Source organism: Bradyrhizobium sp. SZCCHNR1017, from assembly GCF_032381375.1.
Classification (GTDB): domain Bacteria; phylum Pseudomonadota; class Alphaproteobacteria; order Rhizobiales; family Xanthobacteraceae; genus Bradyrhizobium.
In genome coordinates this window covers 1-12,871 of record NZ_JAUHIR010000014.1, presented here as the reverse complement: position 1 = coordinate 12,871, position 12,871 = coordinate 1, and the positions used below count along the sequence as shown (strand labels likewise).

Annotated in this window: 12 protein-coding genes; 5 read left to right on the top strand and 7 right to left on the bottom strand. The window is 65.1% G+C overall.

All coding sequences use genetic code 11. The features are described 5' to 3' along the window. Nucleotides 1-29 precede the first annotated feature (29 nt). The 5 genes from QW863_RS27800 to QW863_RS27780 all read right to left on the bottom strand — a co-directional run bounded on the left by QW863_RS27800 (nt 30) and on the right by QW863_RS27780 (nt 5,504). Nucleotides 30-1,037: an ABC transporter ATP-binding protein gene (locus QW863_RS27800; RefSeq protein WP_315716338.1), complete on the bottom strand. Its 1,008-nt coding sequence runs from the start codon at nt 1,035-1,037 to the stop codon at nt 30-32. A 14-nt stretch (nt 1,038-1,051) separates the two neighbouring features. After that, nucleotides 1,052-1,882 (bottom strand): carbohydrate ABC transporter permease, encoded by an 831-nt coding sequence (locus QW863_RS27795; RefSeq protein ID WP_315716339.1) that lies wholly within the window; start codon nt 1,880-1,882, stop codon nt 1,052-1,054. A 2-nt stretch (nt 1,883-1,884) separates the two neighbouring features. Then, nucleotides 1,885-2,757 carry a sugar ABC transporter permease gene (locus QW863_RS27790; protein WP_315716340.1) on the bottom strand — a complete coding sequence of 291 codons (873 nt, stop codon included), beginning with the start codon at nt 2,755-2,757 and terminating at the stop codon, nt 1,885-1,887. Between the two features lie 304 nt (nt 2,758-3,061). Then, entirely contained in the window at nt 3,062-4,393 is a 1,332-nt protein-coding gene (locus QW863_RS27785; protein WP_315716341.1) for a sugar ABC transporter substrate-binding protein, read from the bottom strand. 163 nt (nt 4,394-4,556) lie between these two features. Beyond that, complete coding sequence (locus tag QW863_RS27780; protein ID WP_315716342.1) at nt 4,557-5,504, bottom strand: sugar-binding transcriptional regulator; 948 nt, start codon at nt 5,502-5,504, stop codon at nt 4,557-4,559. Nucleotides 5,505-5,790: 286 nt separating this feature from the next. Here QW863_RS27780 and QW863_RS27775 point away from each other — a divergent pair, with 286 nt between their 5' ends. Both QW863_RS27775 and QW863_RS27770 read left to right on the top strand, forming a co-directional pair. Continuing rightward, nucleotides 5,791-6,126 carry a hypothetical protein gene (locus QW863_RS27775; RefSeq protein ID WP_315716343.1) on the top strand — a complete coding sequence of 112 codons (336 nt, stop codon included), beginning with the start codon at nt 5,791-5,793 and terminating at the stop codon, nt 6,124-6,126. A 116-nt stretch (nt 6,127-6,242) separates the two neighbouring features. After that, nucleotides 6,243-6,653 carry a flagellar basal body rod protein FlgC gene (locus QW863_RS27770; RefSeq protein ID WP_315716344.1) on the top strand — a complete coding sequence of 137 codons (411 nt, stop codon included), beginning with the start codon at nt 6,243-6,245 and terminating at the stop codon, nt 6,651-6,653. Between the two features lie 27 nt (nt 6,654-6,680). Here the strand turns inward: QW863_RS27770 and QW863_RS27765 are convergent, their stop codons facing one another. Together QW863_RS27765 and aqpZ are read right to left on the bottom strand one after the other, a co-directional pair. Then, nucleotides 6,681-7,385 carry a hypothetical protein gene (locus QW863_RS27765; RefSeq protein ID WP_315716345.1) on the bottom strand — a complete coding sequence of 235 codons (705 nt, stop codon included), beginning with the start codon at nt 7,383-7,385 and terminating at the stop codon, nt 6,681-6,683. A gap of 134 nt (nt 7,386-7,519) precedes the next feature. After that, a complete protein-coding gene (gene aqpZ / locus QW863_RS27760; RefSeq protein WP_315716346.1) occupies nt 7,520-8,272 on the bottom strand; it encodes an aquaporin Z in 753 nt (250 codons plus the stop codon). Nucleotides 8,273-9,188: 916 nt separating this feature from the next. Between aqpZ and QW863_RS27755 the strand changes: the two genes are divergently transcribed. The 3 genes from QW863_RS27755 to QW863_RS27745 form a co-directional block, all read left to right on the top strand. Further along, nucleotides 9,189-9,878, top strand: coding sequence for a hypothetical protein (locus QW863_RS27755; protein WP_315716347.1), 690 nt, complete (start codon nt 9,189-9,191; stop codon nt 9,876-9,878). Nucleotides 9,879-11,166: 1,288 nt separating this feature from the next. Then, the gene (locus QW863_RS27750; protein ID WP_315716348.1) at nt 11,167-11,664 is read left to right on the top strand and encodes a hypothetical protein; all 498 of its coding nucleotides are present in this window, start codon (nt 11,167-11,169) and stop codon (nt 11,662-11,664) included. Next, nucleotides 11,661-12,871, top strand: a 1,211-nt coding sequence (locus QW863_RS27745) for a mannose-1-phosphate guanylyltransferase/mannose-6-phosphate isomerase (protein WP_315769349.1), incomplete at its 3' end; no start/stop codon positions are given. The genes QW863_RS27750 and QW863_RS27745, both read left to right, overlap by 4 nt.

Below are 12,871 nucleotides of genomic sequence, written 5' to 3'. Positions count from 1 at the left end.
TCGTTGACGCCCGGAGGGGACGTCACCTCTCATGCGAAGATCGAATTGCCGCTCTCGTCGAAGCGGTAGATGCGGCTGGGCTCGGGCCGCAGCGTCACAGTGTCGCCGGCACCGAGTCGTTTCTCGCCGACGACGCGCACGGTGAGCGTCCCGAGCGCGCCGGCATCGACGTAGAGAAAGGTGTCGCTGCCGAGATGCTCGGCGATCACCACCTTGCCGGGCCAGCCCTCGCCGCCGTCGTCGACGACCGCGACATGCTCGGGCCGCACGCCGATCGTGGTCGCATGGTGTTTGTCCGCTTCCGCGCCGGTGATGAGGTTCATCTTCGGCGAGCCGATGAAGCTGGCGACGAACAGATTGGCGGGGCGCTGATAGAGCTCGATCGGCGAGCCATATTGCTCGATGCGGCCGGCGTTCAGCACCACGATCTTGTCGGCCATGGTCATGGCCTCGACCTGGTCGTGCGTCACGTAGATCGCGGTGGTGCCGAGCTGCTTCTGCAGCCGCGTCACCTCGAGCCGCATCTGCACGCGCAGCGCGGCATCGAGATTGGACAGCGGTTCGTCGAACAGGAACGCTTTGGGCTCGCGCACGATGGCGCGGCCGATCGCGACACGCTGGCGCTGGCCGCCGGACAGCTCGCGCGGCTTTCGATCGAGATAGGGCGTGAGGTTCAAGGTGGCCGCGGCCGCCTCGACCTTCTGGTTGATCTCGGCCTTGGGCAGCCCGGCCATCTTCAGGCCGAAGGCGATGTTGCCGCGCACGCTCATATGCGGATACAGCGCGTAGGACTGGAACACCATCGACAGGCCGCGCTTGGCCGGCGGCACATCGACGACATTGTTGCCGTCGATCAGGATCCGTCCGCCGGAGACGTCCTCGAGCCCCGCGATCAGCCGCAGCAGCGTGGTCTTGCCGCAACCGGAGGGGCCGACGAACACCACGAAGGCGCCGTCGGGAATGTCGAGATCGGCGCCCTTGATGATGTGGACCGGCCCGAACGATTTCTGCACACCTTCCAGCGTGATCCGTCCCATGGTCAGCCCTTTCGTTACTTCACTGCGCCGAAGGTCAGCCCGCGCACGAGCTGCTTCTGGCTGAACCAGCCGATGATCAGGATCGGCGCGATCGCGAGCGTGGAGGCCGCCGACAGCCGCGCCCAGAACAGGCCTTCCGGGCTCGAATAGGACGCGATGAAGGTCGTCAGCGGCGCCGCATTCAGGGTCGACAGGTTCAAGGTCCAGAACGCCTCGTTCCAGGCCAGGATCAGGTTCAGGAGAAGGGTCGAGGCCAGCCCCGGGATCGCCATCGGCGTCAGCACGTAGATCAGCTCGCGCCCGATCGTGGCGCCGTCCATCCGCGCTGCTTCCAGGATGTCCTTCGGGATCTCCTTGAAGTAGGTGAACAGCATCCAGATCACGATCGGCAAATTGCCGAGGCACAGGATGAAGACCAGCCCGGTGCGGGTGTCGAGCAGACCGAAGTTCTTGTAGATGAGATAGATCGGCACGAGCACGCCGACCGGCGGCATCATCTTGGTCGAGAGCATCCAGAGCAGGATGTCCTTGGTGCGCTTGGTCGGCGCAAACGCCATCGACCACGCCGCAGGGATCGCGATCAGCATCGCGATCAGGGTCGAACCGCCGGCGACGATCAGCGAGTTCAGCGCGTGGTGCAGATAGTCGCTGCGCTCCTGCACGGTGACGTAGTTCTCGGTGGTCCAGTGGAAGAACAGGAACGACGGCGGCGTCGCGAACGCCTCCAGCTCGGTCTTGAAGCTCGCCAGCACCATCCACAGGATCGGGAAGAAGATCACGAAGCCGGCGAGCCAGGCGGCTAGCGTCGCGATCGCGACATGACGTCCGGTGACCTTGCGCGCCATGGTCAGGCCTCCAGATTGCGGCCGACGATGCGGACCAGGAAGAAGGCGACGATGTTGGCGATGACCACCGCGACGAGGCCGCCGGCCGAGGCGGTGCCGACGTCGAACTGGATCAGCGCCTGAGAATAGACCAGGAAGGCGATATTGGTGGTCTGCAACCCCGGCCCGCCGCCGGTGGTGACGAAGATCTCGGCGAACACCGTGAGCAGGAAGATGGTCTCGATCAGGATCACCACCGTGATCGGGCGCGCCAGATGCGGCACGGTCAGATAGATGAAGCGCGACAGCGCGCCGGCGCCATCCATCTCGGCGGCCTCCTTCTGCTCCTCGTCGAGCGACTGCAGCGCGGTCAGCAGGATCAGGGTCGCGAACGGCAGCCACTGCCACGCGACGATGAAGATGACCGCGAGCAGCGGCGCGTCGGTGAACCAGTCGATCGGCGTCAGCCCCAGCGAGGTCGCGATCCAGGCGAACAGGCCGGACACCGGGTGCATCAGCAGGTTCTTCCAGACCAGCGCACTGACCGTCGGCATCACGAAGAACGGCGCGATCACCATCAGACGGATGATGTTGCGGCCGATCACGGGCTGGTCGAGCAGGATCGCGAGGGGAATGCCGAGACCGATGGTCAGCAGCAGCACCGAGCCGACCAGCACCAGCGTATTCCGCAGCGAGGCGAGGAAGGCGGGATCGGTGAGGAAGTAGGTGAAGTTCTCGAAGCCGACGAAGCTCTCCGAGCCGGGATCGAGCAGGCTGTAATGCAAGGTCGAGAAATAGACCGTCAGCGCCAGCGGCACGATCATCCAGATGAACAGCAGGATGACCGCCGGCGACAGCAGCGCGCGGGCGAGGAGTTGCGTCTGTCTGGTGGCCATTGCCGCTGTCCATTTGCTCGATGAACACTGCCGTCATTGCGAGCGACGCGAAGCAATCCACAATCACGGGGGGACTCTGGATTGCTTCGTCGCCTTCGGCTCCTCGCAATGACCACGCCGCCGTGAGAATAAAAGCCTCGGGCTCGGTGCACCTCGCCCCGCCTGCGGGGAGAGGGAGCGCACCGTCGTCCGGGCGAGAGCTCGAACAACGTTGGAGAGAAAAAGCGGCCATCCCTGTGGGGAGGGATGGCCGCCAGTGATCAGCTCGGGAGGAGTTTCGTGTCGAGCTGATAACTTTACGCGCCTATTTGATGTAGCCGGCGCGCTTCATCTCGCGTTCGGTGGAGGACTGTGCCGCCGCGAGCGCCGCATCGACGGTCATTGAGCCGGCCAGTGCCGCCGAGAACTGCTGCCCCACCGCGGTGCCGATGCCCTGGAATTCAGGAATCGCAGCGTATTGCACGCCGACGTAAGGCACCGGCTTGACCGTCGGCTTGTTCGGATCGGCGGCATCGATCGAGGCCAGGGTCAGCTTGGCGAACGGCGCGACCTTCAGGTACTCCTCGTTCTTGTAAAGCGAGGTGCGCGTGCCCGGCGGCACGTTGGCCCAGCCATCCTTCGACGCGACGAGCTTCAGATAGTCCTTGCTGGTCGCCCAGGCGATGAACTTCTCCGCCGCCTCGACCTTCTGCGAGCCGGCGGGCACCGCGAGGCTCCACGCCCACAGCCAGTTGGCGTTCTTGCCGAGGCCGGTGTTCGGCGCCAGCGCGAAGCCGACCTTGTCGGCGACCTTCGACTCCTTCGGGTTGGTCACGAACGAGGCCGCCACGGTCGCGTCGATCCACATCGCGCATTTGCCGGAGTTGAACAGCGCGAGGTTCTCGTTGAAGCCGTTCGAACTGGCGCCGGGAGGGCCTGCCTCCTTCATCAGCTCGACATACGTCGTCAGCGTCTTCTTCCATTCCGGCGTGTTGAACTGCGGCTGCCATTTCTCGTCGAACCAGCGCGCGCCGAACGAATTCGACATCGCGGTCAGGAACGCCATGTTCTCGCCCCAGCCGGCCTTTCCGCGCAGGCAGATGCCGTACACGCCGCCCTGCTTGTCGGTGAGCTTCTTGGCGGCGTCGACGACGAAGTCCCAGGTCGGGCTCTCCGGCATCTTCAGCCCGGCCTTGTCGAACAGGTCGGTGCGGTACATCACGAACGAGCTCTCGCCGTAGAACGGCGCTGCATAGAGCTTGCCGTCGACCGATACCGCGTCCTTGATCTTGGGCAGGATGTCGCCCGCGTCATAGTCGGCGCCGAGCTTGTCGAGCGGCACCAGCCAGTTCTTCTTGGCCCAGATCGGCACCTCATAGGTGCCGATGGTGAGGATGTCGAACTGGCCGCCCTTGGTGGCGATGTCCGTCGTCACGCGCTGGCGCAGCACGTTCTCTTCCAGCGTCACCCATTTCACGGAGATGTCGGGGTTGGCCTTGGTGAACTCGCTGGTAAGGCCCTGCATCCGGATCATGTCACCGTTGTTGACGGTGGCGATCGTCAGACTCGTCTCCGCCAGTGCGGGCGCATGTGTCAGCAGCGTGGCGGCGCCCAGCAGGGCGGCAAGCGTGCTCGTCCGAGTGAAGATGGTCTTCACGGTCTCCTCCCATTCCCGCGGTTATTGAATATATGCTCACGGGCTGAGCTGATGTTCACAACACTGATCGGGCTTTGTCAAGCATGCGCCGGCGCCCACAGGTTGTGCGACGCGACAGGGATCCGACCTTTGATAGAACAATGCGCAGCAGCGCCGCGGGCATTCACGCCAGGATGGCGCGCGCCGTGGCCTCGTCGGTGATCAGGCCGTTGATGAGCCGCCCGGTCAGCGCGGCGCGGATGGCCGGGATCTTCGCCGGTCCCAGCGCCGCCGCGATCGTCATCGCGCGGGCCGGCACCTCGGGCGGAATGCTGGTGAGCCTGCGGTTGGTGCCGCCGGCGATCACCCTTCCGTTGGCGTCATAGGCCCACCCGGTGATCTCGCCGATGGCCCCGAGCCGCATCATCTCGGTGAGCTCGTCGCGGGTGACGAAGCCGTCGACATGCATCTGCGCCTTCTGGTCCATCTGGCCGATGCCGACCAGCTTGAGGTCGGCCTTGTCGGCGACCGCCTTGACCTTGGCGATGGCATCGAGCCGGACCATGCGGTCGCGCTCGTCCTCGGTGCCCATCAGGAACGGCAGCGGCATCGGATAGTGCCGCGCGCCGGTGCGGTCGGCGAGCCGGCCGACGGTGTCGAAGAAGCTGGCGGAGCCGTCGGCCAGGATGTTGCCGACCAGCGAGACGATCTGGTGCTCGGGCCGGTCGACCGGCGAGACGCGCTCGACGGCGGCGCGCACCGCCCGGCCCGTGCCGAGCGCGATGATGACCGGCGTCTCGGCGCGCAGCGTCGTCTCCAGCAGGTTGGCGCAACGTTCGGCGATCCCCGCCGCGCCGGCCGGCGCGGCCGGATCGGTCGGGACCACCTCGCAGTGCACAAGCGCGAAGCGCTCCTTGAGCTGCGCGGCCAGCGCCATGCACGAGGCGATCGGATGCTCGAGCCGGAACGTGATCAGCCGCTCGGCGAGGCACAGCGACACCAGCCGCTGCGCCGAGGCGCGCGACACCTGCAGCATCCGGGCGATCTCGTCCTGGGTATGGCCCGCGATGAAGTACAGCCAGCCGGCGCGAGCGGCATCGTCGAGCCGTGATTTGTCGCTGTCGCCCGCCATGACGCCGAGCCGGCCTCCCTTTCAGAACACGTCTTCCCGGCCGAGCGCGGCCCGACGCTGATCGGCCTGCACTATGCCACGGCGCTCACGGCGCCGGGAACCGAGGCGCGCCACCATCCCCAGGAGGAACGCGGCAGGGTCATCCAGACGAGATCATATGCTCTGATCGTGGGCAATAGCCCAATCTCGGCAGGTTGCGCCCAGCGTCGCGGAACCTCGCTCGGCGCACGACGGCTGCGCATCCCCGAGGGATGCGGCGGCTCGGCCGGCCGCTTAGCTCGGAAGCATGGCCCTCCCCTCTCTCGTCCGCCCCCACCGCGCCGCTCCGGTGTTCGTCTGCCGCAATTGCCTGAAGCGCAGCGATGACCCCAAAGCATTGAACAAGGCCTTGAAGAAGGCCCTCAAGCACGCGCTGGAATCCCACGACAGCCCCGGCAGCCGCGCAGGCGAGAAGCCCGCCCGCGTCATCGCGACGAGCTGCTTCGGCCTCTGCCCGAAGCGGGCGGTCGTGGTCACCGGCGGCGTCCACGCGGCACGCGGCGAATATGTGCTCGTCTCGGCAGCCGGGGATGTGCCCAGCGCCTTGGCGCTGCTGCGCGACGATCCAGACCGGCCGCGTTGAGTTCGTGATGGTGAACAAAACCTTGAGCCGGACGCTCGAGTCTCATCGGCGGTCTTGACACTTGCTTGGTGCGCCGCGGGCTTAGCTGGCGCATCACGTCATCAGCAAGCGCCGCCATGAGTCCCACCGCCACCATCGCAGTCTCCGGCATGCAAGCCGCCTCGCGCCGGCTCGAGGTGTCCGCCTCGAACGTCGCCAATGCCAGGAGCACGGGCGCGCTGCCCAATGCCGACGGCACGCTGCCGGCCGGCGCGCCGAAGGCCTACGACCCGCTCGAGCTGGTGCAGAGCGACGTCGCCGGCGGCGGCACGCAGACGACCATCACGCGTTCGAGCTCGGGTACGTCCGCGAGCTACGATCCCACCGCGCCGTTCGCCAACAAGGATGGCCTCGTCGCCGCGCCCAATGTCGATCTCGCGCAGGAGATGATCAGCCAGCTCGTCGCCAAATACAGCTTCGCCGCGAACGCGAAAGTGCTGAAGGCGAGCGACGAGATGAGCCGCACCGTGATCGACATGAAGGTGTGAGCGCGACCCGTCTCCGGACAGGATCGCTCAGGTGATGGCTTCACCGGGTTCGGCCAGCACCTGCGGCTCCACCAGCAGCCCCTGCCGCTCATAGCGCCCGCGCGTCCGGCTGAAGCGCACCACCACCGCATGGCGTTTGCTCTTCGCCTTGGCCCGCCGCGACAGCAGCGCGTTGCCGGCGGGCAGAAACACGAGATCGCCGAGACCGACGCATGAGAGACACGCCGGACCGCCATCCTCCATCATGAGGACATCGCCGGTCCCGCCGCAGCGATGACAGCTCCAGCCGTCCCGCGCCGGCGCGATCGCCACCAGCTCCGGCGCCCGGCTCGCCTTCGCCGCAACACGCGCGCACTTCTTCTCGGAGAGCTGAGAGGAGACCCAATGCGTCCGAAACAGCGCCTCAAGTCCCGGATCATTGCTGCGGCTGAACCGCAGCGGCCGCCGGCTTGGCGTCTGTGCGACATAGGCGGTCTCGCTCGGGCTCAGCCCCTTGGCGAGCGCCCAGGCACGAACATGCGTCATCGCCTCCCTGATGCGCGGGAGTCCGGAGCGTGTGACCTCCTCCAGCGACCCAACCTGCCCGCGCCGCCACTGCTCCAGCAGCGACGCATCGAGCCAGCCGAGGTCGCAGAACAGGTCGGCGACGCTGACGTAATGCTGGTCGGCCAGCAGCGCCTCGGCCGCCCTGGCGACCCGATCGGACAGCGGCTCGTTGTTCCTCCGGCTCATCACGACACCTGCAAGATCGTGCACGCTGACAAGGCGCGCATTATCCAGCAGAGCCGACCGCGATCAAGAGCGGCGCGATCGCGGCATCGGCCACGCCGTGACGCGGCCCGATCCAACCGCGTGAGGAGATCTTCCTAGGCGCTTTTCGCGACCGCGCCCTGCCCCGTCCGCTCGCCGGTCACCTCGCCGGCCGGCTCCGGGCTCAGCCAGCGATAGATGAAGCCGCCGGCCGCGCCGCCGAGCAGCGGCGCCACCCAGAACAGCCAGAGCTGCGCCAGCGCCCAGCCGCCGACGAACAGCGCCGGCCCGGTGCTGCGCGCCGGGTTCACCGAGGTGTTGGTGACGTGGATGCTGATCAGGTGAATGAGCGTCAGCGCCAGCCCGATCGCCAGCGGCGCAAATCCCACCGGCGCCTTGCCATGGGTCGCGCCCATGATCACGAACAGGAACATCATCGTCAGCACGACCTCGCTGAGCAGGCAGGCCCCGAGCCCATATCTGCCGGGCGAATGCTCCGCATAGCCATTGGCGGCAAAGCCGCTCGCCGTGCTGAAGTCCGGCGCCCCGCTGGCGATCGCATACAGCACGGCCGCGCCAACGATGGCGCCGACCACCTGCGCGATGATGTAGGGCACGATCAGCCCGGTCGGGAACCGCCCGCCACACGCCAGTCCCACGGTGACAGCCGGATTGAGATGGCAGCCCGAGATGTGCCCGATCGCATAGGCCATGGTCACCACGGTGAGCCCGAACGCGAGCGCCACGCCGAGCATGCCGATCCCGACATCCGGCACGCCGGCTGCGATCACCGCACTGCCGCAACCGCCGAAGGTCAGCCAGAACGTCCCGATCGCCTCCGCCACGAGCTTGTTGTTGTTGCCGTTCATCATCGCCTCCCTGGGTGCGTGTGATTGGCTGGAGCCCGCCTCTCCCGTCAATGGAGAAGATGATCACTTCGACAACCTGGAGTCAAAGGCGATTCGTGGCTGTCGTGGGATGCCTGACTTTGAGTCAGAGAGAGTCCGACCGTTCGTAGTTCGTAGGGCGGATGAGCGAAGCACAATCCGCCAGCTTACGCTGCTTGCCAACAGCCGTCGGCGCTCATTCCTGGAGGGAGCTCGTTCCTTCCGTGACCAGCTTGATCGGCGTGGGGTTGCTCATCGAGCGTGCGGCCGACGGTCCAAAGCCGACATCGATGATCCCGCATGGCGGATTACGCTCCGCTCATCCGCCCCACGTGCTATCGATTTTGCCGACACGCCGGCGAGAGCATCGGCACGTTCGCCCACGGCCAATTGTGCCAGCGGCCATCGTCGCCGACGCAAGCGGCGGATGCCGGGGACGGCCTCGTTGTCGCGTCCGGCGATGCTTCAAGCGCGGCAAATCGGTGATCGACATAGGTCGTGGACAGAACTCCGGCGACGGTCACCACCAGAACCACCGCAAATCCCTTGGCTGAGTCACTCCAGCGCATGTCATCACCTCGCGTGTTCGGCGTGCCAGGAACACATGGGGATACATTGACGCGCTATCGAGCAGCGGGCTGTGAGAAAGGTCACATCAACATCAAGCCGGCATGTCGGCTCCTGATCGGCCGGCTTGTTTGCGGGGGGCTGCCGAGGTCGCGTCATTCAAGATGAGGCGATCAGAAAGGAGCGGCATCACCCGACGCCATTCGGCCTTCGCGTGCTTGGACAACCAGGAAGGCGGCTGTCGGTCTGCAGGTTGGTTGCTAGCGTTGGCTTTCGGCCTTCATGCCACTACCCTATCGACAAAGGGAGCGGGAGCACTAAGAGTCAGTCTATGAAGTCGAATCTTCCGGGTTTGCCCACCATATCCGCATTGATGCTCACAACGATCCTGACTGTCTGGCTCGGCTTGTGGGGGCCGATCGACCTGTCCAAGCTCGAAAAGTGGCAAACGCTGATGGCGAGCATTTTGGCTTTGGTTGCAGCGGGCATAGCGTATCGCGGCGCTACGGAAAAAGTGCGTCATGACAAGGCAATCGCCGCGGCTGAGGAGGCGCGACGTAAATTGGCGCTCTATCTAAAAATGGAGATGGCATGCCGACTTGCGGCGGGGAGGGCGCACGAAATGCAAACCGGACTCATGTTTCCGCCCGTAGATGAGGACAAGATCATTAGCCGTAGTACTCTGTTTCAGATCGACGAGCCTCCGGAGTTGGAGGAGGTATGGGCATTCCTTGATCTCTTTCCGAGAAAGGCACTCGCGCAGATTAGAAATGTGAGGGTCAGCTTTCGGGAATTGGCCGAATTGAGCAAGAGGACCAATAAGGAGGAATTCGTTTGGAAGCTTGACGTCGAACAAGCTCCATGGGTGATCCGCGATGCCAACGCCGCGCTATGTGCAATATGGCAGTCTGGCACCCTTGTTGCTGATGTTCTTGAACCGCTTATCACTGAGATGGCGCCTGAGATGGACGAGAATGAGCGCATGAACCGGATATACGGCGAGCCATCTGTTGACGAGTGAGACCAAGCTTCGTGGGCGGCAAGGGGCGATCATTTGTCGTGCCGGGAAGCAGGCATAACCCTTGAGTTTGATGACGGCCGACATGGGCGATCGATGTGCGACGTTACGGCGACGCCGCAGGCCATATATTCCGAATACCAGAAATTTTGTTGACACCTATCCCAAATCAGTGATTTTATTCCGCCATCCTGCTTCGCCGAGAGGGGCGTATCGCGATCGTCACGGCACGTGAGGCGGGGATGCGGTGGCCGCTACTTCGTCTGGCGCTTTTTGCGCGACGACTGATGAGGTGCGGACGGCGAAGTCGCGTGGTCCTGGCGCCCCGATGCTGGCGTCAAGGTCGCGGCGTTCATGACGAGCGCAGCGGGCGACGGGGGCAACACAGCCGGTCCCCGGGGAGATCGCGTATAAGCCGTAAAGCCATCGCGCGGGGAAGGCCGGATGTTCGGCCGTACCTGTGGTTCTGCCGCGTGCTTTCTTGCTGCACGCGGACCGCGGGTGCGACCAGCACCCGGCCTTCCCCGCGCCCTCTCATCTGACGAGGACGCCAACGGCAGCAGAGCTCGGGCCGACGCGGCCGCGAGAATGCGGCGGCATGGCTGTGAGCAAGGCTGCGATGAGCGGCAGGCTGTTTGACAGGTTTGATCGGGATCAGAGAGCTTGGCTCAAGGCGCGAGCAGAGGGGGCTCAAACGCCCAGCTTCGCCAAGAGGCTTCGCCGGGCACGCTTCGCCCGTTGGACTACAGCGCGGCTGCGCCACGCGTAGCCCAACGGGCGAAGCGTGGTGCCCAGGGGCGGAATCGAAAATTTCTCTATCAGCATGATTAATATGATGTTTTTCGCGCTCCAAAGGCATCGTGTACCTGCCAGTGTACCCGACGATCATCTCTCCTCCGCCACAGTTTACCCCCCGCTCTGGCCTGAGCTACGTGGAGAATCTCCGCTGGCTGATCGATGAAGGCCCCCGCCAGTACGCGCCGAGAGAATGTTCTCGCGCTGGCCATGATGCGTCCGGCGAATTCGAGCTCATTGGCCCGAAAAGACGCGAGCGAGCCGCGATCCAAAGAGGGGAGTCAAAATGCACCCACGCCATGGCAACTTTGGCTCTTAAGATTCCGAAGTCGAGTGCGCGACGCGCAACTCCCCTCCTAGCGGGGCCGGACTTTAGGCGATGCCGCGGCGGAGACCGCCCCCCTTGCGGTACTGACGCCCCAGTGGCTAAACAGCCGCGGGGTGGCGTCAATGGCCTCGCAAACAACCGGAACACCAGTTTATGTCCCATGGACTAATGATCGCAGCGATAGGCGGTGCTTATGCCGGCTCGCCGGTCGCGGCAGCGTTCGTGCAAGCCGGCCACCCGGCGATCGGATTTGACATCGACGTCGTCCAAATGGCCAAGCTAGAAGACGGTAGGGACAGCAGCTATGAGATCCCGTCGGCCACTCTGAATCGGCCGGACTTGCACTTCACCACCGATCCGAGCGAGACGGCCGCGGCTGCTTGCGTCTTCGTCACCGTTCCGATTGACAGTGCCCACCAAGCCGATCCGGGCTCGGTACTCCCGGCCACGCGTGCCCTCGGGAAGGTGCTTGAAAAGGAGTTCGGCCGTCCGCCCATCATGAAGATGTTTCCGATGCAGCCGGAGACGTCGAGACGAACTATGCCGATGTCAGCGACCTCGAACGCGACATCGGCTTCCGGCCGGCGACGTCGATCGCCGACAGCATCGGACGTTTTGCAAAATGGTACCGCGACTACCATCGGATTTGACGGGTTGATTTCATGACCGGACGCATCATTCCTCTCATCATGTGCGGCGGCGCCGGGACCCGGCTCTGGCCGGCCTCGCGCGAGGTCAGGCCGAAGCAGTTCCTGCCGCTGTTCGGCGCCCGTTCCACGTTCCAGGACACGCTGCTGCGCGTCTCCGATGCCGATCTTTTCGAGCGGCCGATCATCATCACCAACCTGGCCTATCGCTTCATGGTGCTGGAGCAACTGGCCGAGATCGGCATCGAGGCCGACGTCGTGCTGGAGCCGATGCGGCGCGATTCAGGCCCGGCGATCGCCGCCGGAGCCGCTTTCGCCCAGTCGCGCCATCAGGACGCCGTCGTGCTGGCGCTGGCGGCCGATCACGTCGTTCGCGACACCGCGGCTTTCCTCGCGGCGTGCCGCCAGGGGCTCGCTGCCGCCGAGGCCGGCCGCATCGTCACCTTCGGCGTCAATCCGGAGCGCGCGGCCACCGAATATGGCTATATCAGCCCGGGTGCACCGGTATGCGGGGAGGTGCGGGCGGTCGCAAAATTCGTCGAGAAGCCGGATCAGCCGACCGCCGAGCGCTACATTCGCGAGGGCTATCTCTGGAACAGCGGCAACTTCATGTTCCGCGCGTCGGTCCTGCTCGACGAATACCGCAAATTCGATGCCGCCAGCGTGCAGACGGTGACCGATGCGGTCGCCAAAGCCGCCCGCGACCTCGGCTTCATCATCCTCGACTCCGACGCCTTCGCCGCGGCCAAGCCGATCTCGATCGACTATGCCGTGATGGAGAAGACCGAGCGGGCGGCCGTCGCCCCGGTGTCGTGCGGCTGGTCCGACGTCGGCTCCTGGCATGCGGTCTGGGAACTGTCCGACAAGGACGGGCAGGGCAATGCCGCGCGCGGCACCGCCGTGTTCGAGGACTCCCGCAACTGCAACGTGGTCACCGACAAGGCGCTGGTCGCGCTCGAAGGCGTCGACGATCTCGTCGTGGTGGCGGCGCAGGATGCCGTGCTGGTGTCGCGACGGCGCGATGCCAACGGCTTGAAGCGGCTGGTGGCCAAGCTCAAGACCGTCGCGCCCGAAGTGACCGAGGCGCACATCAAGGTGCACCGGCCCTGGGGCAGCTATCAGTCGGTCGACAATGGCGAGCGTCACCAAGTCAAGCGCATCATCGTCAAGCCCGGCCAGCGGCTGTCGCTGCAGAAGCACTATCACCGCTCCGAGCACTGGATCGT